This is a genomic window from Methylobacterium sp. CCH7-A2 (assembly GCF_001557075.1).
In the GTDB taxonomy this organism is placed as follows: domain Bacteria; phylum Pseudomonadota; class Alphaproteobacteria; order Rhizobiales; family Beijerinckiaceae; genus Allobosea; species Allobosea massiliensis.
In genome coordinates, this window is record NZ_LSKN01000330.1 from 1 (window position 1) to 21,340 (window position 21,340).

Here is a 21,340-nt window from a genome sequence, read left to right on the forward strand (position 1 = left end):
GCCACCACACCCGGCCGCACGACGCCTCGCGACAGCCCCCTTGGTCGGGTGCAGCAGGGGGAGCATAGGGGCGGGTGAGACTGCGGGGATAAGATTCGGCGGACGATCAGTCGGCATTCCGAGGACCAACCCGGGCGGGCGCGTCCCGTTACCGCCGTCACGCCCGTGACCGCCGTGCAGTCGACCTCATCCGTTTGAGGGACGTGCGATCCCGGTATGCTGGTCTCCCATGGGCGTCACCGTCGCAGCAGCCCCGGAGCCGGCCGTGATCAATGCTTGGGCCATCACCACGAGAGACAACAAGAAGGACGAGAAGGACTGCGACATCGTCTTCAAGCCGGCCGCGGCCCGGCTGCGGGACGCCTATACCGGCGGCTATTCGGAGTTTTCCAATGGCCTGCCTTATCCGCGCAACCGCGACGACCTGCTCAAAAAGATCGAGAATATGGCCGGCGGGCTCGATCTGTTCGCCTATTTCGGGCACGGCTACAACACGCAGCTCGGTGGCCACATCCTGACGCCCGACGACATCAACAAGATGGCGGACGCGCTCAAGCCGAAGCTGAAGCCGGGCGCGAGCGTCGTCTTCTATTCCTGTCTCGCGGGATCGCCGGGGGGGCTGACCACCTCCCTCAACGATCGGATCGGGCTCGGCGTCTGGGTCTATGGCCATACGACGGCCGCGCATTCCTTCAAGAACCCCGACGTGAGCGAGGTCCACAATGGTGACGGCCCGAAATTCAGGTTGTTCGCCAACATGCTGGGCCCCAGCCTCAGGGCCGCCTGGATCGAGTCGCTCACCTACACGGATCTCTGGCTGCGCTTTCCGCTCATGCAGCATGCCGACATCATCAAGGAAGTGAACGCGGTGCGGCTGGTCGGCACCTGGAGCCTGCCGGGCGGGGCGAAATACGTGTTCGACTGGCCGATCAAGAATGGCACCTACGACACCGAGGCCTCGCTCTGCGTCAATCCCAACGGAACGGTGAAGGATGCCGCCGGGCGCACCGGGCGCTGGGAGATCGACGACGATCTCGTGCTGTCCTGGGGCAACCGCGAGGAGATCTGGGTCATGCCGATCGCGCCGGAAGGGCAGCGCATCAAGAGCGGCGTCGGGGTGGCGAAAAGGATCGCCCGCGGCAAGTTCGGCAAGATCCAGGGGTAAGGCCGGCAGACGGGGCTGCCCAGCCTCACTCCACCGTCACCGCCCGCGTCGCCAGCACGCGCAGGCCGCTGACGGGGGCGTCCATGACATAGCGCAGCTCGTAGGCGCCGGGCTGGTCGGGGCCGTCCAGCGTCGCCTCGACGTTCTCCTGCGGGAAGAAGGACGGGCCTTCCGCCTCGGGGGCGGCGCCGGCCGGGACCAGCACGACGCGGTCGCGCTCGCCATTGGGGCCGATGCCGCGCACCGGCAGGGCCTGGCCGCGGCCGATGCGGGCCGGTGCGGCCAGCGTCGCCTCCGGCGGCGTGGTGACGAGCGGCTGGCGCAGCAGGATGACCGGGGCGCCGTCCTGGTCGCGCGTCAGGCGCAGTTCATAGGCGCCGGCCTCGCCCGGCGTGGGCAGGCTGGCCGACGGGCGGGGGCCGAGCGGTACAACAACGATGGCGGTCGCGGGCGGGTCCGCCGGGCGGGCGATGGCGAGCCGCGACCCCTCCGGCGCACGCGTCGCCAGGACACTCAGCGGCGAGCCGGCCATCACCCGCTGCGAGGCCGAGAGCGCCGGGCCGCCGGGCTGGGGCGGCTTGCGGGCGGTCGCCGGCTGGGCCGGAGCCTGCGCATGAGCCGAGGCCAGCGCGGCCAGCGGCAGGGCGGCCACTGCCAGCAGCACGAGACGGCGCCGCCTCATGCGTCGCGGGCCAGCTTGCGGATATGGGCGGCGAGCTTCGGGCTGCGCGCGGTCAGCGCCTTGAAGTCGATCTGGTCGAGCACGAGCAGCTTGGTCGGCGCGGTCGCGACGGCGGCGTTGACGCCCGAGGCGTGGCTCGTGATCGCGACGTCGTCCAGCACCAGCGCACCGAAGAAATGGCCTTCGTCCAGAATCGTCTTTCCCTCCGGCAGAGCGAGTTCGACCTCGCCGCTGGCGACGAAATAGAGCGCCTGCAGCGGCTCGCCATCATGCGCGACGACGACGCCGTTGCGGACCGTGCGGGCGCGCAGGAACTGCATCACCTCCGCGATTTCGACCGCATCGAGTTGGCCGAATAATGGCACCCGCGCGATCATGCTCCAGGTGACGACGAATTCGCGGCGGTGGATCTCCTGCGCGAAGGCGGTGGCGACGATGCCGACCGGCAGCGCCAGCATGACGAGGCCGAGCACCGCGGTGACGGCGGCGACCGCCTTGCCGGCGGCGGTGATCGGCGAGACATCGCCATAGCCCACGGTGGTGAGGGTGATGATCGCCCACCACATTGCGTCCGGAATGGTGCCGAGCTTGTCGGGCTGGGCCTCGCGCTCGACGAGGTGCATGACGCTCGCCGTCATCAGCATCACGCCCATCAGCACGACGAAGCAGGCGAAGAGGGCCTTGCGTTCGGCCTGGAGCGCGGCAGCGAGCGAGGCCATGCCGGGCGAGTAGCGCCCGAGCTTGAAGAAGCGCAGCAGCCGCAACAGCAGCAGGAACTGCAGGTCGGCGAGCCCCAGCATGGCGAAGGCGAGCGGCAGGGTCGCCAGCAGGTCGACCATGGCCGGCAACGAGGCGGCATAGGTCAGCCGCGCCTGCGCCGGCGTCAGCGCGCGGTAGCGCACATGCTCGGGCGCGACCCAGAGGCGCGCGACATATTCCAGCGCGAAGAGCGCCAGCGAGACGGTTTCGAGCGCATGGAAGACCGGGCCGAAGCGCGCCGCGATATCGGGAACCGATTCCAGCACGATCGCCGCGACATTGGCGCAGATCAGCAGGACGAGGCCGCGATGGATGCCGTTGGCGACGGGATCGTCGCCCGCGCCATGGTCGAGCCAGAGATGGACCTGCCGCCGCCAACCCTTGGGAGCGGCGACGGCCATGCCGCCTTTAGCCCATCGCGGCGGCGACGGCGTCGAGCGCTCCTTGCGCCTTGCCGCCGTCGGGGCCGCCGGCCTGGGCCATGTCGCGGCGTCCGCCGCCGCCCTTGCCGCCGAGCGCCTCGGAGGCCGCGCGTACCAGCGCGACCGCATCGAAACGGTCCGTCAGGTCCGGCGTGACGCCGACGACGACGCCGGCCTTGCCATCCTCCGCGACGCCGACGATGGCGACGACGCCGGAGCCGATGCGGGCCTTGGCCTCGTCGGCCAGGCTCTTGAGATCCTTCATCTCGACGCCGGTGACGGCGCGGGCGAGCAGCTTCGTGCCGGCGATCTCCTGGACCGGATCCTGCGCCTCGCCGCCGCCGCCCATGGCGAGCTTCTTGCGAGCCTCGGACAGCTCGCGCTCGAGCTTGCGGCGCTCCTCGATCAGCGCGGCCAAGCGTGGGCCGGCCTCGTGCGCGGGCACCTTGAGCAGGCTGGCGAGGCCATCGAGCAGACGCGACTCGGTGTTGAGCCGCAGGCGGGCGCCGTTGCCGGTCATCGCCTCGAGACGGCGGACGCCGGCGGCGACCGCGCTCTCACCGACGACGCTGACGAGGCCGATATCGCCGGTGCGGCCGGCATGGGTGCCTCCGCAGAGCTCGACCGAGAAGGCGCGGCCAGTCGCATTCGTGCCCATCGAGACGACGCGGACCTCGTCGCCGTACTTCTCGCCGAAGAGGGCGCGGGCGCCCGAGGCGATGGCCTCGTCGACGCTCATCAGCCGCGTCGAAACCGGCTCGTTCCTGAGCACGATGGCGTTGGCGATCTCCTCGACCTCGCGCAGCTCCTCGTCCGAAATCGGCTTGGGATGCGAGAAGTCGAAGCGCAGGCGCTCGGGCGAGACCAGCGAGCCCTTCTGCGCGACATGGTCGCCGAGCACGAGGCGCAGGGCCTCGTGCAGCAGATGGGTGGCGGAGTGGTTGGCGCGGATCGCGGTGCGGCGGGCATGGTCGACCGTCAGTTCGACGGCGGCGCCGCGCTTCAGCACGCCCTCCTTGACCGTGACGGCATGGGCGAAGACATCGCCGAGCTTCTTCTGGACGTCGCCGACCTCAGCCAGGAAGCCGGCGCCGCGGACCGTACCGGCATCGCCGACCTGGCCGCCGGACTCGCCATAGAACGGCGTCTGGTTGACGATCATCAGCCCGCTTTCGCCGGCGGCGAGCGTCTCGACCTCGGCATTGTCACGGATCAGCGCGGTGATGACGCCCTCGGCGGTCTCGGTGTCGTAGCCGAGGAATTCGGTGGCGCCGAGCCTGTCACGCAGCGGGAACCAGAGCTTCTCGGTGGCGGCCTCGCCGGTGCCGGCCCAGGCGGCGCGCGCCTTGGCCTTCTGCTGCTGCATGGCGGCATCGAAGCCATCCGTGTCGACGGTGACGCCGCGCGCGCGCAGCGCGTCCTGCGTCAGGTCGAGCGGGAAGCCGTAGGTGTCGTAGAGCGTGAAGGCGACCTCGCCCTTGAGGCTCTGGCCGGCGGTCAGGTCCTTCGCGGCGTCGTCGAGCAGGGTCAGGCCGCGGGCGAGCGTGGTGCGGAAGCGGGTTTCCTCGAGCTGCAGCGTCTCCGAGATCAGCGCCTCGGCGCGCAGCAGCTCGGGATAGGCGCGGCCCATCTCGCGGGTCAGCACCGGAACGAGGCGGTGCAGCAGCGGCTCCCTGGCGCCGAGCAGCTGCGCATGGCGCATGCCGCGGCGCATGATCCGGCGCAGCACATAGCCGCGGCCCTCGTTCGAGGGCAGCACGCCGTCGGCAATCAGGAAGGCCGAGCAGCGCAGATGGTCGGCGATGACGCGGTGGCTCGCCTTCATCGGCCCGTCGGAGGGGACATTGGTGAGGTCGGCGATGGCGGAGATCAGCGCCGCGAACAGGTCGATCGCATAATTGTCATGGGTGCCCTGGAGCACGGCGGCGATGCGTTCCAACCCCATGCCGGTGTCGATCGAGGGGCGAGGCAGGTTGGTTCGAACGCCGCCCGCCGCCTCCTCATACTGCATGAAGACGAGGTTCCAGATCTCGATGAAACGGTCGCCATCCTCGTCGGGCGAGCCGGGCGGGCCACCGGGGATGTGGTCGCCATGGTCGTAGAAGATCTCAGAGCAGGGGCCGCAGGGGCCGGTGTCGCCCATGCGCCAGAAATTATCCGACGTCGGGATGCGGATGATGCGGGAATCGGGCAGGCCGGCGATCTTCTTCCAGAGGCCGTGGGCCTCGTCGTCCTCGGAGAAGACGGTGACGGTCAGCTTCTCCTTGGGCAGGCCGAATTCGCGGGTGACCAGCGTCCAGGCATGGCTGATCGCCTGTTCCTTGAAATAGTCGCCGAAGGAGAAATTCCCCAGCATCTCGAAGAAGGTGTGGTGGCGGGCCGTGTAGCCGACATTGTCGAGGTCGTTGTGCTTGCCGCCGGCGCGGACGCATTTCTGCGCGGTGGTGGCCCGGACGTAAGGCCGCTTCTCCTGGCCGGTGAAGACGTTCTTGAACTGCACCATGCCCGAATTGGCGAACATCAGCGTCGGGTCGTTGCGCGGCACGAGCGGGCTCGACGCCACCACCTCATGGCCCTGGCCCTTGAAGTAGTCGAGGAAGGTGGACCGGATTTCGTTGACGCCGCTCATCGCTGTTCGAACTCTTGGCTATCGGGCTGCCCTCCGGGCAGGGCCGGCGGTTTCAAGCGTTCTAGTGAGGCGGCCTGCCGCTGTCGAGAGAGTGAAGAGCGCAAGGCGTTGAGCCCAAACGACAACGGGCGACCCGAGGGCCGCCCGTGTTTCGTGTGACGCCATTCTCGGGCGAAGCGCTCGGGTCCGATCTCTGATCGGCCCAAGGATAAACTCCGCGTAGACCCGAGAATCTCTCGGCAGGAGATGCTCGGGTCAAGCCCGAGCATGACGCCGGTGAGAGCCTTCCCTCAGGCCTCGCCCTCGTCGAGATCATCCGCCGTCGGGGTCGCCTGGTCGAGGATGCGCTCGGCGACGAGACCCGAGTTCTGGCGGATCGTGGCCTCGATCTTGGCCGCGACCTCGGGATTGGCCTTGAGGAAGCTCTTGGCGTTCTCGCGGCCCTGGCCAAGGCGCTGGCTGTCGAAGGAGAACCAGGCGCCGGACTTCTCGACCATGCCGGCCTTGACGCCGAGATCGATCAGCTCGCCGACCTTGGAGATGCCCTCGCCGAACATGATGTCGAACTCGACCTGCTTGAAGGGCGGCGCGACCTTGTTCTTGACGACCTTGACGCGGACCTGGTTGCCGGTGGCCTCGTCGCGCTCCTTCAGCGTCGAGACGCGGCGGATGTCGAGGCGCACGGAGGCGTAGAACTTCAGCGCGTTGCCGCCGGTCGTCGTCTCCGGAGAGCCGTACATCACGCCGATCTTCATGCGGATCTGGTTGATGAAGATGACCATGCAGTTCGAGCGCGAGATCGAGGCGGTCAGCTTGCGCAGCGCCTGGCTCATCAGGCGGGCCTGGAGGCCGGGCTGGACATCGCCCATCTCGCCCTCGATCTCGGCGCGCGGGGTGAGGGCTGCGACCGAGTCGACGACCAGCACGTCAATCGCGCCGGAGCGGACGAGGGTGTCGGTGATCTCGAGCGCCTGTTCGCCGGTGTCGGGCTGGGAGATCAGCAGGTCGTCGAGATTGACGCCGAGCTTGCGGGCATAGACCGGATCGAGCGCGTGCTCGGCATCGACGAAGGCGCAGACGCCGCCCTTCTTCTGGGCCTCGGCGATGGTGTGCAGCGCCAGCGTGGTCTTGCCGGAGCTTTCCGGTCCGTAGATCTCGATGACGCGGCCGCGCGGCAGACCGCCGACGCCGAGCGCGATGTCGAGGCCGAGCGAGCCGGTGGAGACGGTCTCGATCTCGATCGCCTGCTGGTTCTTGCCCAGGCGCATGATCGAGCCCTTGCCGAAGGCGCGTTCGATCTGCGAGAGCGCCGCATCGAGCGCCTTGGCCTTGTCCATCGAGGACCCTTCCACGAGTTTGAGATTCGCCTGACTCACGATCTGCGCTCCTTATGGCAGGGGCACGGGGACATCTCAATCCGCGCCGGTGAGCGAGAATGGTCATGGTTTGTTCTCGCGCGCAAGTTCTTTCTTCGTTCTCGTTTCGCGCCTGCTGACAGGAGATGGCAGGAGGGTCTAGTGGAGGCGCGAAAGATATTTGGCGGCGGCGCTTCGGAGCTATTTGGCGGAGTTAGGGGCTAAGTCGTTGAAATCGTTTGAGGTTAATGATCGCCAATCCGCGCAGTCGGTTATGCGTATTGTGAGCTTCGCCAGTTATCTCCGAAGATATTGAAATATCAGCACTTATTGCGGAACCCAGCGTTTGGGCCGACTGCGGATTTTTGCGATTGCCGAACCGATTGCCGAACTATGCCTCGGGGTCATCCGGCTTGATGTTTAGCTCCCGGAGTTGGTCATACTCCCCTGCTATCTGAACCGCGAAGCTGCCGGCCGTTCGCCTTATGCGAGCCGGGTCTCGCTCCCTCTTAGGCGTCATAGTCCATCGCAGGTACTCGTCGAAATCAATTGAATTGAAGAATTCCTCGCCAAAAACCTCTATCATGGCCTGCTGTAAATCGTGATGTTCTAGCCTGAACCGGCCTTGGATCGGGTAATCAGCAGTTACCCCGAGCAGCGAGCACAGTCGAACGTATACGTCCAGCGGCATTCGCGCCTTTTTATACATGTAGTTTTGCAGGCTGCGATACGGAATATCCAGCGACTTCGCGAGATCGGCTAGCTTCAATTTACGCCGCGCCATGATAGCGCGCAGCGCTTCAACAATGTCTGATTCTGATACATCGACCATTGACAACACCAAATTCTGGTGCATTTAATGACAAATGCACCATACGATACTCAAACCTCGAACCGCTTCGATCGTGATCGGATCGCAAGATACTTATCTCGCGGTCCGAGCGGCGCTTGTAGCTCGCGGCACCACACTAAACGCGTGGTGTAAGGTCAACAGCCTTAACAGGCAAACCGTCGAAAAGGCGCTCAAAGGCCTCAGGCATAGCCGTAACGGCGCCCAGATAAGGCAGAGGCTCGTGGACGAGCTTTTCGGACGGTCGGCCGCGTGATGGCTTACATCACCCTGCCAGAACTGGCGGAGCTGGCGGGCATATCCGAGAGGGCGGCGGAAAAGGCCGTCGCACGTTCGCGTCGAGAGGCTGGCTACCGCTGGCGAGATGTTGTCCTTGTCAGTCGAACTGTTTGCGGTCGTGGCGGCCGCTCGGGCCTCTGCTATCAGGTCCGCGTCGATAGCCTACCGGCCGAGCTTCAACGTCGCTTCAACGAGCTTTACGGCGAGCCGGCGCCGCAGCTCTTCGACGGCCTTAAGGGCTATGAGGAGCGGGAGTTTCGCCGCCACGTCATCGCTGATGCTCTCGCCCATCCCAAAGGATCGATCGAGCGTGGCGAGGCCATCCGGCGGGCGGCTGCGCAGGAGCGGTGGCGCCCTGGGCGCAAGCCCTTCCATGTATCCGAGCGGTCGATTCAGCGCTGGCTAGACGCAGCTGAGAAGCACGGTGATGCCGGCCTCGGCCGCCGCAAGCGGGCTGATGCTGGTGAAGCAGCAGTCATCCTCTCCCGCGCCTGGGACAAGGCCGTGCCGTTCGACGACGAGACGAAGAACCGGATCGCGGAGGAGCTGCGCCAGCATGTGCGCGGTCTGACAAAGAAGGGCATCAGCGGCTCACAGCTGAAGCTGCTGGCCAGCACGAAGCTCGCCACGCTCACGCGCCAGGCCGGCTTCGAGCCGGGCGAAGGCGCCCGCTTCTGCGAGGTTCCGCAGCCCTTCCTGGAGCGTGAGAAGCACTTTCGCAACGTCTACAAGTTCAACACCGATCGGAAGGCGCATGACGACGAGCGGCGGGCACGCGTGCGCCGGACCCGCGACGGCCTCATGCCGATGGATATCGTCTTCGCGGACATCCATCCGATCGACATCTACTGCACCCGCAATGACGGCTCGCTGGCGACGCCGCGCGGCATCTCTTGGCTCGACTCCGCGACCAACCGCATCTTCATGGATGTGGTGCTGCTGGAGAAAGGCGAGGGCATCACGAATGCCCATGTCATCGGCAGCTTCATGCGGATGGTCCGGGAGTGGGGCTGTCCCCGCGCGCTCTATTACGACAACGGCTCCGAATACAATTGGATGGCTTTCGTCGGCGATGCTCTGAAGCTGATCGACCAACAGGCGAGAAGCTACTTCGACCGGATCGAACCATGGGCTGAGCGCCGTTCCAACATCGTCCAGTCGCTTCCTTACAATGCCCCAGCAAAGCCAATTGAAGGCATCTTCAAGGTGCTGGAGCAGGGCTACTTCCGGCACATTCCCGGTTGGGTCGGCGGCGACCGTATGCGGAAGAAGACGGCGAATGTGGGCAAGGAGCCCGAGCCGTTTCCCGGCAGCTTCGACGAGCTGCGCGGCGTGATCCAGGCTCAGCTCGCCTCCTACCATGCGATGCCGTCCGGCAAGCGCAGCTCGCTCAAAGGCCTGTCACCTAATGGCTCACTGTCAAAGGCAATCGGCGCCGGGTGGGGCATGACCATGGTGAATCCCGATGCCTTCCGGATAGCGTTCTCTCGGCCGGAGCCGAGGAAGCTGCATCAGGGCGCGATCCGTTATGGCGGCCGCGTTTGGACCAGTGACGCGCTCATGGCGCATCAGGGCAACAGCGTCACGCTGTTGGTTCCTCACTATGAGGAACCCGGACGTCTCGCGGTCCTCGACGATCGCGACCGCTTCCTGTGCTGGGTCGAACCGGACGTCCCGTTTGGCTTTCTCGAAACCGATGGTGCACGCGAGAGCGCCAGGCGCGATCGGCTCCAGCGGCAATCCCTGCGCGACCTCGACCGATCGGCGCCCGAGCTCGACGTTCTGGAGGAGCGGCGGGTTGCCCTTGCTGCGCTGCCGGCGCCCTTGCCCGCGCCGATCGTCGCGACCATCGGCCCGGCCGAGGAGCATCGCGAACTGGTCGAAGGCATGCGCGAGACATCTACGGAACGTGCGGACCGGCAGAACCGCGAAGCCCAAAACCACCTGAAACAGCGTCGCGCGCTCATGGAGCGCTTGAAGCGAAAGGACATCGTCCATGGCTAAGCCCCGTTTCGTCGAAACAGAGGTTTCGCGCCTGATCTTCGACGTGATCGAGGATGCGCGGGAAAACACGATCTGCGCCGCCATCGTCGGCAATCCCGGCGTGGGCAAGACCATGGCGTTGGAGGCGTATCAGGCCTCGCATCCCAAGGCGCGGGTCGTCACGGCGACTGCCGTCATGTCTGGATCGATGTTGGCTTTGTTCAAGCACGTTGCTTACGAGCTGGGCGTCTATCCGGACAAGGGCCTCTCGGATCTCCAGCAAAGGCTTTTCGGTTGCGATTTCACCGGCGCGGCGTTGCTGATCGATGAAGCGCAGAACCTTCCGTTGAAGGCTGTTCGTGAGCTGCTTTACCTGTGGGAAAAGTGCGATTTGCCTCTCATTTTCTGCGGCAACGCTGAGGTGCTGAAGCGGGTCAATGTCGATCACGGCGCCTTCGCGCAGATATCGCGACGTGTGCCGCGCCGCGAGCAAATCAATGGCATCCTCGACTCAGATGCGGATGCCATCACCAACACTTTCGGCGTCGAAGGCATGGATTGCTATGCTCTCATGCGGAAGATCGGGGCCAAGTTCCACGCCGACGGTGTTGTCCAGGTTCTGACACGAGCCCGCAGGATTGCCGCGCAGCGCAGCTCGATCCGGCTGCACGACATCCACGACGCGCTGGAGCTTATGCCTGCCTTCAAGGCCGCGCTCGCCGACAAGCGCCGCAGAGTTTCCATCCAGCCAGAGGCGGTCCGATGAAAGATATTGAGGCGCTATCGGTTGATCAACTGTCGACGATCGTCCGTAACTATCAAACGTTAGTCCACCTAATATTGGTACATAACCAAGAATTGGGCCAAGACATTGCGGCCACACCGCTAAGTGAGATCCAGCGAGACTTGATTACGCAATGGCAAGCCGACTGCCTGAAGGCCGTCGAAACCGCCGGGGCCGCAATGCTCGCAGGAATCGAAATTGCCGTTGAATCGAAGGACAGGGGAACCCACTGATGAAGAACGACAAGCTCGACGATGATCTGCAGGATGCACTCTGCAAAATCGACACAGCCGTTACCGATCTACGTGCAGTTCACTGGATCATGCAGTGCATGGCCGATCCGACGGAAGAACTTCCGGACGGCCTCTACCGTGTTGATCTGAGCCATTTCATGGCCAAGATGGTGGCTCATCAGGCTGACGTGATCGCCGAACTGACGAGCGTCGCGCATGTGAAACTGCGGGAGCGGCGTGAGGCCTCCCGATGATCACCGGCAAGCAGATTGCCATGATCCAGGCGGCGAAGCGTCAGCTCGGCCTCTCAGAGGACGAGTATCGCGGCCTGGTAAGGCGCATCGGCCAGGCCGACAGCGCGCGCGATCTCACGCCGGCCGGCTTCACGGCCCTGATCCGGGCTTTCGAGACGCTGGGCTTTCAGCGGACCAATCCGCCGCTGCACGTACGGCGCGGCATGGCGACGCCGGCCCAGCTCGCCTTGATCGAACAGCTCTGGCGCCAGTGGTCGGGCGACGAGAACGCGGGCGCGATGCGAGCTTGGATCGAGCGCTCCTATAAGATCTCGGCGCTGCGCTTCATGACCAAAGATCACGCGGCCATGGCCATCAACGCGCTTCGAGTGATGAACCGCCGCAAGGCCTTCCACGACGCTCAGGCGAAAAAGCCCTCAGGAGCCGCGTAGGCGGCTTCTTTCGTTCGGCCGCTACTCTGGGTCGGAAATTTTCTTGAAACTGAAATTGAAGCGATAGAAACGCGATTACGCAGCATCGCCGGCCCACCCTTCCGGCCCCTCAGATCAGATCGACGCCGACGGCCGGATTTTAGGCCCGGACGCGCGTCCGGGTCCGGTCACACGCCCTCCTCAGGCATTCTGCTCCAGGCTCAACGCAGGGAGCGCCGCCGTTGCTCACATCATCCCATCCACCGCTACCGGGCATCCTCGCTGAGATCGAGGAGGTCGCGGGCCGCGATGCGGCGATCGCGATCCAGCGGGCGCAAGGTGGCCAGGATGTCTTCATCGTCGCGAAGCTGTCGGATCGCAACTGGCTGGTGAAGGCCGTTGGCCGCGAGCCTGCGCAGAAGATCAGCGACCATTTCACGTCCGGCTATGCCCGGCAGAAGGTCACGATCCCCATTGGAGAATCCAGCGCCTTCACCACCGCCCAGCGGTCCCGAGAAGCGGCCATGATCGCGGCCATCGAGGCCGGCGCTTCGTCAAATGCGATCGCCGCCGCCGGCGGCATCACCTCACGATCTGCTCGCCGCTTTCGTGGCCGCTACCTCGCCAGCCTCAAACGCTCCAATAGCAAGGTCCGCTGATATGATCCTGTCCAACCAGAACCTCGAAAGCGCCTTCAAGGGCTTCAAGGTCAAATTCCAAGGGGCCTTCGACGCCACGGAGTCCTTCGCCGACAAGGTCGCGATGACTGTGTCGAGCGATACCGCCGAAGAGGAATACGCCTGGCTCGGCCAGTTCCCGGCGCTGCGCGAGTGGATCGGCGAGCGGCAGCTTCAACAGCTTCGTGCCCACGGCTTTCGGATCAGGAACCGGGATTTCGAAAGCACGGTCACGGTCGCCCGCAATGACATGCAGGACGACAAATTCGGGCTCTACGGCCCGATGTTCAGCGAAATGGGGCGCGTTACGAAGCTTCACCCCGACACGCTCGTTTTCAGCCTTCTCAAGGAAGGCATCACGGCGCTCGGCTATGACGGCGTGCCGTTCTTCGGCTACCACGCCAGCTTCGGCCCCGGAGACGAGCCCCTGGCCGTGTCCAACAAGCGCACCGTCGCAGGGGAAGCCCCCTACTGGTACCTGCTCGACCTTTCGCGGGCGGTGAAGCCGATCATCTTCCAGAAGCGGAAGGATTACACCTTCGAATCCATGGATCAGCCGGGCCAGGAGAACGTCTTCATGCGGAAGGAGTTCATCTATGGCGTCGATGCGCGCGTGAACGTCGGCTTCGGCCTCTGGCAGCTCGCCTATGCTTCGAACGCGCCGCTGCTGTTCGACGAATTCGACCTCGCCCGGCAGGCGATGACGGGTCTCCGAGGCGACAAGAACCATCTGCTGGGCGTCAAGCCGACGCACATCCTCGTGCCTCCTTCGCTCGAAATGGACGCGCGAAACCTCCTGAAGAACACGCTTGCGGGCGGTGAAGCCAACGTCCTGGCCGGGCTCGTAGACATCATCGTCTCGCCCTATCTCGCGTGACCACCGTGCAGGTCGAGACGATCCTGTGCGAGATCCAGGCGCCGCTGAATGACAAGGCGCAGTGGGTCCATCTGTTCACCCATGGGCCGATGATGGCCCGTGACGGGCGCCGTTTCGTCCTGTCCGATCCTGCGGCTGTGGTAGAGCGCACAATGGCGCGCGCGGGCAGCGCATACCTGCCGGTCGATTACGAACATCAGACGGATTACGCCCGCGCCAATGGCCAGCCGGCGCCGGCAGCCGGCTGGATCGACCAACTGGCCGTTCGCGATAACGGCATCTGGGGCCGAGTCGAATGGACGGCGAAGGCTCGCGCGATGCTCTCGGCTCGCGAGTACCGCTACATCAGCCCAACCTTCACCGCCGACAAGGAAACCTGCGAAGTCCGGGTCATCCTCCGCGCCGCTCTCACCAATGCACCTGCGCTGGAGCTGACGGCTTTGGCGTCGGTCCAGCCGTCCATATCTGGAGACGATTCCATGCCGTTGCCCAAGGAAATCACTGCCGCACTCGGCCTTACGGAAACCGCCTCCGTCGATGACGCCCTTACGGCCATTCGGGCGCTTTCCGGCACCAGCCCCGAGCTGGCATCCACGCTCGCCGCCATGGCCGATGTCGTCAATCAGCTCAACGAGCTGCGGCGCAGCTCCGGCTCGCGGAACGTCTCCGCGAAGGTCGATACCGCGATCAAATCCGGCGCATTCCCGCCCGCGTTACGGGAATGGGCGACGGAGCTGTGCAGCACCAATGAGGCGCTGTTCGACACCTTCCTGGCCAAGACGGGCCGTCCGTATGGCCACCTGACGACGACGGCTGAACACGATTTCAGCGTCCTCGAGCGCGCCGGAGCCCAGCCTTTGGGCTCGGTCGAAACCATGATCGCCAGTCAGCTCGGCCTCGATCCGGCCGCTCTGAAAGGCTGATGTCCCCCTGTTGAAAGGATGTTGAAATGGTCGCCTTGACCTATCCGCGCAACACGCTGGAACGCGGCCGGCAGCTCATAGTTGCGCCCGTCGCGGCCAATACTGTGATCTATCACGGCGCGCTCGCGGCACTGAACGCCGCCGGCTTCGCCGTCCCCGGTTCCACGTCCACGACGCTGAAGGCCGCCGGGAGAGCGCAGAACACTGCCAACAACGCGACCGGTTCTGCCGGTGCCGTCAAGATCGAGATCAAGCGCGGCGTCTTTCGCTTCGTGAACCTGCCGACCGATCCGATCCTTCAGGCCGATGTCCTTTCCGACTGCTACATTGTCGACGACCAGACGGTCGCGAAGACGAATGGCGGCAATACCCGGTCCAAGGCCGGGCGCGTTCTGGAGATCGAAGGCAACGGCGTCTGGGTCGAGATCGTCTGAGCGAAGGAAGCACGCCGTGGCCAACATGCGCGTCCAGATGATCATGGACTTGGTCGCGAACACCCGGAAGGGTGCGCAGCAGGCCAAGCGTGACATCGGCGACGTGAAGGGCGCCGCAAAGAGCCTCGATGGCGTCCGATCGGGGGAGCGTATCAGCCGCGACTTCCTGAGCCTGGTTGGAGTGTCACGCCGCGCGACGGGCTCCATTCGGGAAACCAAGGGCGCCGCCGACGCTCTCGGCCGCAGCGACGGCCCGCGTCGGCTTTCGCGAGCTTTCCGCGACCTGGCCGGAAGCCAGCGCAGCGCCGCGAAGTCCATGCAAGGTGTCGGCCCGGCCGTGGCAGCGGCGGCCGCATCGCCGGGCCTGAAATCTGCCGTAGGCGGCTATTTGGGTGCGCGGGCTGTCAGCGACTCGGTCAAACAACACGCCGAGGCCGAGCGGGCGATCACGCGCATCGGCATCACCGCCGATGCCGCGAAAGACGAGCTGGCGAGCGTCGGCGAGACGGCATTCAAGATCGCCCAGGATGTCGCGATGCCATACGCCAAGGTGGTCGAAGGTCTCGACATCCTCACGCAACAGGGTCGCACCCTGAAGGAGTCTATGGACTTCCTGCCCGCCGTCGCAAGCACCGCTTCAGCCGCCGGCGCGGAGGTCGATGATATCGCCCGCACCGCCGACAGCATCAGCTCCAACTTCAAGATCGCATCGAAGGAGATGCAGAACGCCTTCGACATCATGGCGGCCGGCGGCAAGGCCGGGCAATTCGAGCTGAAGGATATGGCCCGTTATCTGCCGAGCCTCGCTCCCGCCGCCGCCGCTGCCGGGTTCAAGGGCGAAGAAGGCCTGCGCGACATGGTGGCGATGCTTCAGGTGATCCGCAAAGGCACCGGCACCGCCGAATCCGCCGCAGCTTCGATGGAGAACATTTTCCAGAAGATGGAGAGCCAGGAGACGGCGAAACGCTTCGAGAAAATGGGCATCAATCTGGAGGAGGAGTTCAAGAAGGCGCGGAAGGAAGGTCGCAACCTTATCGAGGTGTTCGAGGAGCTGACCAAAAAGGCGCTGAAAGGCGACTTATCGAAGATCCCGACATTGTTTCAGGATCAGGAGTTCGCTCGCGGCATGCGCGCGCTGCTGACCTATTTCGGGCAGTGGCAGAAGCTCTCCAAGACGATCGGCGACACGGCCCCCGGCTCCGTTGTCAAAGACCTCGCGAAGGTCACCGACAACGTCCAGGCCAAGCTCGATCGGCTCGCCAATCACTTCACCCGGCGGATGCGCCAGGTGGGCGCGACCGTCTCCGACATCCTCATCCCGCTCGATAAGAAGCTTGAGGAGATCGCGGCCGGCAAGAACGAGACCGCCAACCGGGTCGAGAAGGCGGCTCAGGCCTACAACGCCGACATCATAGCGCGGGAGGAGATGCGGACCGGTTACCGCTATGACTATGATCCCGAAACCCGCCGCGTCGTGGACGCCCGGCGCGCGTTGCTGGAGCGCCAAGCCTTCGATGACACGGTCGCGAAGCTCAATGCCGACATCGCCGCCAAGGAAGCCGAGATCAAGGCGCTGAGCGCCCGGACACAAGGGGCAGGGAAAGCCCGGCAGGATGCGCTCCTGGCCGCGCCCAGGACGGCTCTCAGCAGCTTGGAGGCACAGCGCAATGCGCTGGTCGAGCTGCGGGCGGCGATCGACGAGGCGAACGTTGCGCTGGCGGAGAATGAGGCGCAGCGAAGGCGCTTCGATACCCGTTTCAACAACCCGAACGAGGCGCCAAAGCCGATATCGCCCGGCCTATCGACTTTCGGGTTCGGGCCGCAGGGACAGAAGGCGGTTCGTCAGCAACTGCCGCCGCGTCGCCCCGATTCGCTGCCCAAACCCGCGCCCGTTCTCAACAACTTCGATGACATCTACTCCGGCGGGAAGGTGCCGCTGAAGGATTGGGCCAGCACCTTCCTGCGCGCCGAAAACATCGACTTCAGCGGCATCGGACTGACGATGGCCGAAACCGTCGCCTCCGGGCTGAAATCGGGTACCGGCTCAGTCTCGGCCGCAGCCGGAAGCATGAATGACGCTGTCCGCAACGCGGCAGGCGTCGATCTGACGTCGGCGGGCCAGCAGGCGGCCGAGAGCTACGCGGCAGGACTGCGGAAGGGCGCGCCGGCTGTCGCAGCTGCGGCCCAGTCGTTGGGTGCAGCAGCTGTCAGCGCCGCGAACCGTAGCGCCTCGCGCGGCAAGGGGGGCCTGTCGGGCGCGCTCCACGATGGTGTAGAGTGAGGGAAGTAGCGATCGGGAGGGTGGCACTCCCCCTCGGCACAGGGCCGGCTGTCCATGGCTCGATCGCGAAGCCCTTGTAGCACGACCGCGCCGTCCAGCGGAATCCAGTTTAATCCCGGTTAATCCCGGCTACTCCCGCCAATTACCTCCTAACTCCGACAGATATCTATGGGGTATCCACTAGGAGAGGGGATGCGCCGCGGCGAAGGCCTCGGCACCGACCGGAGACGAGGTGACATGAACAGGCGCGCGCGTGACTTCGGGCTGATCTGCGGCAGCCTGCCGCCGGGGCCGCTGAACGCCATCACCGACGTCGCCGGCGTGCGCGTCGGCCATCGCAGCCTGCGCGAGGGAAACATTCTCACGGGCTTCACCGCTGTGCTGCCGCATGAGGGCGATCTTTTCCGCGAGAAGCTGCGGGCCGGATGCGACGTCATCAACGGCTTCGGCAAGAGCGCCGGGCTGGTACAGCTCGCCGAGCTCGGCCAGATCGAGACGCCGATCCTGCTCGGCAACACCTTCTCGGTCGGCACCGGCTTCGATGCGCTGGTCGGCCGGGCGCTGGCGGCCAATCCCGAGATCGGCCGCGAGACCGGCACGGTCAATCCGCTGGTGCTGGAGTGCAATGACGGGTTCCTGTCGGACATCCGGGCGCGGGCCCTGACGGAAGCCGATGCGGTCGCGGCTCTCGATGCCGCGGCGGGCGGGCCAGTGGCGGAGGGTGCGGTCGGCGCCGGCTCGGGGATGAGCGCCTTCGGCTTCAAAGGCGGCATCGGCACGGCCTCGCGGCTGATGCGTCTGGATGGCCGGGACTTCACGCTGGGCGTGCTCGTACTCGCCAATTTCGGCAATGCCGGCGATCTCGTTCTGCCGGACGGGCGCCGGCCCGTGCCGCCGGTGCCGACTCCTGCCGCGCCCGAGCGGGGCTCGGTGATCATCGTGCTGGCGACCGACCTGCCGCTCGAATCGCGCCAGCTCAACCGGGTGGCGCGGCGCTGCGGCGCGGGGCTGGCGCGGCTCGGCGCCTTCTGGGGCCATGGCAGTGGCGACATCGCCGTCGCGTTCAGCACGGCGGGTCGCATCGCCCATCACGAGACAGCCGATCTCCTGCCGATGACGATGCTCAACGAGAGCCGGATCGACGGGCCGTTCCGGGCGGCCGCCGAGGCGACGCAGGAGGCGGTGCTGAACGCGATGCTGGCGGCGCCGGCCGTGACTGGGCGCGACGGCAACAGCCGGCCCTCGCTGGTGGATGCGCTCGGCTGAGCGCTAGCCCATCGCCGCCTTCACCGTCTCGACGAGCTGCTTCATCGTGAAGGGCTTGGGCAGGAACCTGGCCATCCGCGCCCCGCTTCAGGCGCTAGGCGGCGCCTGAAGCGCCGCGCCGAGACGCTCCAGTTCGAGCGTGTAGCAATAGAGCGCGAACAGGATCGCCAGCAGCAGGGTGCCGCGCCAGACCAGGTCGGCGGTCGAGAGGTCGACGACCGGGGCGTGGCGCAGGAAATAGACCGAGAACAGCGCGCTGCCGAAGATGAAGCCGATGCGGCTGGCGAAGGCCAGCAGATGCCCGATCGGCAGGTTGCGGCGGATCGGCGGCAGGGCGACCCGGTGCAGCCGGTACCAGTAGCAGGCCTGGCCCAGAGCCGCCGCGAGCAGCAGCTGCACGATGCTCAGCCGTGTGGAGAGATGCGGCGTGCCGATGTTCTCGATCAGCAGGCGAAAGCTCGCATGGATGTTGAACAACACGACCGCCGCACAGAGCGTCTGCACGGCGAGCAGGATCGCATAGCGGCGCGCGCTCGGCCCCCGCACCGGGCTCACCCCATCGCCGCCTTCACCGTCTCGACGAGCTGCTTCATCGTGAAGGGTTTCGGCAGGAAGTGGAAATCCTCGCCCTCGGGCAGGTTCTTGCGGAAGGCTTCCTCGGCATAGCCGGAGACGAAGACGACCTTGGTGTTGGGGTTGCGCTGGCGCAGCTCGCCGAGCAGCGTCGGGCCGTCCATCTCGGGCATGACCACGTCGGAGACGACGAGGTCGATCTGCCCGTCATGGGCGAGGAAGATGTCGAGCGCCTCGACGCCCGAGGCGGCCTCGTGGACGGTGTAGCCGCGCGAGACCAGCATGCGGGCGTTGAGCGCGCGCACGGCGTCCTCGTCCTCGACTAGCAGGATGACCCCGGCGCCGGTGTGGTCGGCGGCGACCTTCTTCGGCGCCTCCTTGACCGCGGCCTCGGCGGCGATCTCCTCCTCGCTCGGCACATGGCGGGGCAGGAAGATGCGGAAGATCGTGCCGCGGCCGACGACCGAGTCGCAGAAGACGAAGCCGCCGGTCTGCTTGACGATGCCATAGACCATGGAGAGGCCCAGCCCCGTGCCCTTGCCGACCTCCTTGGTGGTGAAGAAGGGCTCGAAGATCTTGTCGAGATGCTCGGGCGCGATGCCGGTACCGGAGTCCTCGACCTCGAGCAGCACATAGTCGTCCGCCGGCAGGGCGGCATGGGCGAAGCCGGCGCAGTCGGCCCGCTCGACATTGCGGGTGCGCACGGTGAGCTTGCCGCCATCGGCCATGGCGTCGCGGGCGTTGACGGCGAGGTTGACGATGACCTGCTCGAGCTGGCCGAGATCGGCCTTGACCGGCCAGAGGTCGCGGCCCTGGCGCACGTCGAGCGTGACCTTGTCGGCGACGACGCGCTTCAGCATCAGCGAGAGGTCGGAGAGCACGTCGCCGAGCTCCAGCACCTGCGGGCGCAGCGTCTGGCGGCGCGAGAAGGCGAGCAGCTGCCGCACCAGCGCCGCGGCGCGGTAGGCGTTCTGCTTGATCTGCATGATGTCGGGGAAGGAGGGGTCCGTCGGCCGGTGGCTCGCCAGCAGGAACTCCGAGGCGTTGATGATGACCTGCAGCACGTTGTTGAAGTCGTGCGCGATGCCGCCGGCGAGCTGGCCGACCGCCTGCATCTTCTGGGCCTGGTCGATATTGTCCTTGAGCTTGCGCTCGGCGGTGGTCTCGAGCGCGTAGATGATGGCGCGCTCGCCGTCGCCATCCTCCGTCGCCGCCACCGGCGAGAGATAGAGCCGGACCGAGCGGGTCTCGTCGGCCGCCAGCGTCAGGTCGAGCGGGGTGATCTCGGAGCGGCCCTCCATCGCATCCGCCAGCGCCCGGTCGAGCCCACCGCCGGCGGCGACGAGATCGAGGATCGTGGCGGGCTGCGGCCCGCCCGGGGTGAGCCGGGCGAAGGCGGCGTTGGCGCGCAGGATGGCGCCGGTGCGGTCGACAGTGGCGATCGCCATCGGCGTCGAGTGGAAGAAGCGGGCGAAGCGGATCTCGGCCTCGCTGCTGCCGTCGGTGCCGGCCTCGCCGGGGGCGCGGTTGAGCACGAGCGTGCGCGAGGGGCCGGCGCGGCCGTCGCTGCCGAAGGCGACCTGGTGGTGCAGGCGCACGGGGAGGGGCGCGCCGTTGCGGCGCTTGAGATCGACGTCGAGCACCTCGACGCGGACATCGCCGGCATGGCCGCGGATGGCCTGGACGAGGGCGGCGGCGGCGGGCGTGGCGATGTCGTCGAGATGCAGGCCGCCGGAGCCGAAGCGGGCGAGGTCGAAATCGAGCCAGCCCGAGAGGGTGGCGTTGAGATAGGAGACCTCGCCATCGGCGTCGATCGAGACGAAGCCGGCCGGCGCGTGGTCGAGATAGTCGATCGCGTGCTGGAGCTCCTGGAAGGCGTTCTCCTGGCGCTCGCGCTCGGGCGTGACGTCGGAGACCGACCAGAGCGTGGCCGGGCGGCCGTCGCGGCGCAGCGGCGAGACCTTGATGCGGTACCAGCCGACGGCGCCGCGCCCGCCGAGGGCGGGTTCGAGCCGCACCTCCTCGACCAGCTTGCGGTTCTCGCGGGCGGCGGTGGCGAGGCGGTAGATGGCCTCGGAGACCTCGGCGCGGCCGGTGAAGAGGCTGTTGACGGGGCGCAGATCGCTGGCGCCGCGGGCGCCGGCCAGGGCCAGATAGGCCTCGTTGGCATAGACGATCGCGGTCTCGCCCTCGGTGACGACGACGCCCTCGTCGGCCCGGTCGACGATCGCCTTGGTCAGGTCGTTGCGGGCGGCGCGGCCGGAGAACTGCACCAGGCCGATCGCGAAGGCGAAGAGGCCGAAGACGCCGACCACGGAGAGCAGGCCGAGCAGGCCCAGGATCAGCGGCTGCGCCCATTCATTGGCGATGAAGCCGAGCGCGATCGCCGAGCCGACGAGCAGCCCCGCGACGAGCAGGATGACGCCGATATGGCCCGGCTTGTCGGAACGATCGATCGCTGTCGTGGTGCCGCCCATTGCGGTGTGGTCCGTCCCGTTGACATG

Annotated in this window: 19 protein-coding genes; 12 read left to right on the forward strand and 7 right to left on the reverse strand. The window is 66.1% G+C overall.

All coding sequences use genetic code 11. The features are described 5' to 3' along the window. The first annotated feature begins 265 nt into the window (after positions 1–265). Entirely contained in the window at positions 266–1,165 is a 900-nt protein-coding gene (locus AX750_RS25090) for a hypothetical protein (RefSeq protein ID WP_156446468.1), read from the forward strand. A 25-nt stretch (positions 1,166–1,190) separates the two neighbouring features. Here the strand turns inward: AX750_RS25090 and AX750_RS25095 are convergent, their stop codons facing one another. The 5 genes from AX750_RS25095 to AX750_RS25115 all read right to left on the reverse strand — a co-directional run bounded on the left by AX750_RS25095 (position 1,191) and on the right by AX750_RS25115 (position 7,844). Next, the gene (locus tag AX750_RS25095; protein WP_067255175.1) at positions 1,191–1,847 is read right to left on the reverse strand and encodes a hypothetical protein; all 657 of its coding nucleotides are present in this window, start codon (positions 1,845–1,847) and stop codon (positions 1,191–1,193) included. After that, positions 1,844–3,007, reverse strand: a complete 1,164-nt coding sequence (locus AX750_RS25100) for a cyclic nucleotide-gated ion channel (RefSeq protein WP_066718639.1) — start codon at positions 3,005–3,007, stop codon at positions 1,844–1,846. The genes AX750_RS25095 and AX750_RS25100 overlap by 4 nt, the downstream gene beginning before the upstream one ends. A gap of 7 nt (positions 3,008–3,014) precedes the next feature. Next, positions 3,015–5,657 (reverse strand): alanine--tRNA ligase, encoded by a 2,643-nt coding sequence (alaS, locus tag AX750_RS25105; RefSeq protein WP_066718645.1) that lies wholly within the window; start codon positions 5,655–5,657, stop codon positions 3,015–3,017. A gap of 290 nt (positions 5,658–5,947) precedes the next feature. Next, positions 5,948–7,033: a recombinase RecA gene (gene recA / locus AX750_RS25110; protein ID WP_066718647.1), complete on the reverse strand. Its 1,086-nt coding sequence runs from the start codon at positions 7,031–7,033 to the stop codon at positions 5,948–5,950. A gap of 370 nt (positions 7,034–7,403) precedes the next feature. Then, the gene (locus AX750_RS25115; protein ID WP_245282520.1) at positions 7,404–7,844 is read right to left on the reverse strand and encodes a helix-turn-helix transcriptional regulator; all 441 of its coding nucleotides are present in this window, start codon (positions 7,842–7,844) and stop codon (positions 7,404–7,406) included. A gap of 273 nt (positions 7,845–8,117) precedes the next feature. On the opposite strand from AX750_RS25115, the gene AX750_RS25125 reads away from it, so the two are divergent. The 11 genes from AX750_RS25125 (at position 8,118) to AX750_RS25175 (ending at position 18,263) form a co-directional block, all read left to right on the forward strand. After that, positions 8,118–10,145 carry a Mu transposase C-terminal domain-containing protein gene (locus AX750_RS25125; protein WP_156446469.1) on the forward strand — a complete coding sequence of 676 codons (2,028 nt, stop codon included), beginning with the start codon at positions 8,118–8,120 and terminating at the stop codon, positions 10,143–10,145. Continuing rightward, positions 10,138–10,890, forward strand: coding sequence for an AAA family ATPase (locus AX750_RS25130; protein WP_066718658.1), 753 nt, complete (start codon positions 10,138–10,140; stop codon positions 10,888–10,890). The genes AX750_RS25125 and AX750_RS25130 overlap by 8 nt, the downstream gene beginning before the upstream one ends. Continuing rightward, entirely contained in the window at positions 10,887–11,141 is a 255-nt protein-coding gene (locus tag AX750_RS25135) for a hypothetical protein (protein WP_066718661.1), read from the forward strand. The genes AX750_RS25130 and AX750_RS25135 overlap by 4 nt, the downstream gene beginning before the upstream one ends. Beyond that, positions 11,141–11,395: a hypothetical protein gene (locus AX750_RS25140; protein WP_066718663.1), complete on the forward strand. Its 255-nt coding sequence runs from the start codon at positions 11,141–11,143 to the stop codon at positions 11,393–11,395. Before AX750_RS25135 ends, AX750_RS25140 begins: the two co-directional genes overlap by 1 nt. Beyond that, entirely contained in the window at positions 11,392–11,826 is a 435-nt protein-coding gene (locus tag AX750_RS25145) for a regulatory protein GemA (RefSeq protein ID WP_066718666.1), read from the forward strand. Before AX750_RS25140 ends, AX750_RS25145 begins: the two co-directional genes overlap by 4 nt. Before the next feature lie 221 nt (positions 11,827–12,047). Continuing rightward, a complete protein-coding gene (locus AX750_RS25150) occupies positions 12,048–12,464 on the forward strand; it encodes a hypothetical protein (protein WP_066718668.1) in 417 nt (138 codons plus the stop codon). Between the two features lies 1 nt (position 12,465). Next, positions 12,466–13,359, forward strand: a complete 894-nt coding sequence (locus tag AX750_RS25155) for a Mu-like prophage major head subunit gpT family protein (protein ID WP_066718671.1) — start codon at positions 12,466–12,468, stop codon at positions 13,357–13,359. Next, positions 13,356–14,282, forward strand: a complete 927-nt coding sequence (locus tag AX750_RS25160) for a phage protease (RefSeq protein ID WP_066718673.1) — start codon at positions 13,356–13,358, stop codon at positions 14,280–14,282. The genes AX750_RS25155 and AX750_RS25160 overlap by 4 nt, the downstream gene beginning before the upstream one ends. A gap of 26 nt (positions 14,283–14,308) precedes the next feature. Next, positions 14,309–14,716, forward strand: coding sequence for a hypothetical protein (locus AX750_RS25165; protein WP_066718676.1), 408 nt, complete (start codon positions 14,309–14,311; stop codon positions 14,714–14,716). Between the two features lie 25 nt (positions 14,717–14,741). Further along, on the forward strand, positions 14,742–16,997 hold the full coding sequence (locus AX750_RS25170) for a phage tail tape measure protein (RefSeq protein ID WP_245282521.1): 2,256 nt from the start codon (positions 14,742–14,744) through the stop codon (positions 16,995–16,997). Positions 16,998–17,234: 237 nt separating this feature from the next. Continuing rightward, a complete protein-coding gene (locus tag AX750_RS25175; protein WP_066718680.1) occupies positions 17,235–18,263 on the forward strand; it encodes a P1 family peptidase in 1,029 nt (342 codons plus the stop codon). An 87-nt stretch (positions 18,264–18,350) separates the two neighbouring features. On the opposite strand, the gene AX750_RS25180 is transcribed toward AX750_RS25175, so the two are convergent. Then, positions 18,351–18,818: a hypothetical protein gene (locus AX750_RS25180; RefSeq protein WP_156446470.1), complete on the reverse strand. Its 468-nt coding sequence runs from the start codon at positions 18,816–18,818 to the stop codon at positions 18,351–18,353. Then, positions 18,815–21,313 (reverse strand): PAS domain-containing sensor histidine kinase, encoded by a 2,499-nt coding sequence (locus AX750_RS25185; RefSeq protein ID WP_066718683.1) that lies wholly within the window; start codon positions 21,311–21,313, stop codon positions 18,815–18,817. Before AX750_RS25185 ends, AX750_RS25180 begins: the two co-directional genes overlap by 4 nt. Between the last annotated feature and the right edge of the window lie 27 nt (positions 21,314–21,340).

Coding starts and splice junctions, on each gene's coding strand:
- AX750_RS25095 (WP_067255175.1), bottom strand. CDS start 1,847: ATGAGGCGGCGCCGTCTCGTGCTGCTGGCAGTGGCCGCCCTGCCGCTG.
- AX750_RS25100 (WP_066718639.1), bottom strand. CDS start 3,007: ATGGCCGTCGCCGCTCCCAAGGGTTGGCGGCGGCAGGTCCATCTCTGG.
- alaS (WP_066718645.1), bottom strand. CDS start 5,657: ATGAGCGGCGTCAACGAAATCCGGTCCACCTTCCTCGACTACTTCAAG.
- AX750_RS25115 (WP_245282520.1), bottom strand. CDS start 7,844: ATGGTCGATGTATCAGAATCAGACATTGTTGAAGCGCTGCGCGCTATC.
- AX750_RS25125 (WP_156446469.1), top strand. CDS start 8,118: ATGGCTTACATCACCCTGCCAGAACTGGCGGAGCTGGCGGGCATATCC.
- AX750_RS25130 (WP_066718658.1), top strand. CDS start 10,138: ATGGCTAAGCCCCGTTTCGTCGAAACAGAGGTTTCGCGCCTGATCTTC.
- AX750_RS25135 (WP_066718661.1), top strand. CDS start 10,887: ATGAAAGATATTGAGGCGCTATCGGTTGATCAACTGTCGACGATCGTC.
- AX750_RS25140 (WP_066718663.1), top strand. CDS start 11,141: ATGAAGAACGACAAGCTCGACGATGATCTGCAGGATGCACTCTGCAAA.
- AX750_RS25145 (WP_066718666.1), top strand. CDS start 11,392: ATGATCACCGGCAAGCAGATTGCCATGATCCAGGCGGCGAAGCGTCAG.
- AX750_RS25155 (WP_066718671.1), top strand. CDS start 12,466: ATGATCCTGTCCAACCAGAACCTCGAAAGCGCCTTCAAGGGCTTCAAG.
- AX750_RS25165 (WP_066718676.1), top strand. CDS start 14,309: ATGGTCGCCTTGACCTATCCGCGCAACACGCTGGAACGCGGCCGGCAG.
- AX750_RS25170 (WP_245282521.1), top strand. CDS start 14,742: ATGCGCGTCCAGATGATCATGGACTTGGTCGCGAACACCCGGAAGGGT.
- AX750_RS25175 (WP_066718680.1), top strand. CDS start 17,235: ATGAACAGGCGCGCGCGTGACTTCGGGCTGATCTGCGGCAGCCTGCCG.
- AX750_RS25185 (WP_066718683.1), bottom strand. CDS start 21,313: ATGGGCGGCACCACGACAGCGATCGATCGTTCCGACAAGCCGGGCCAT.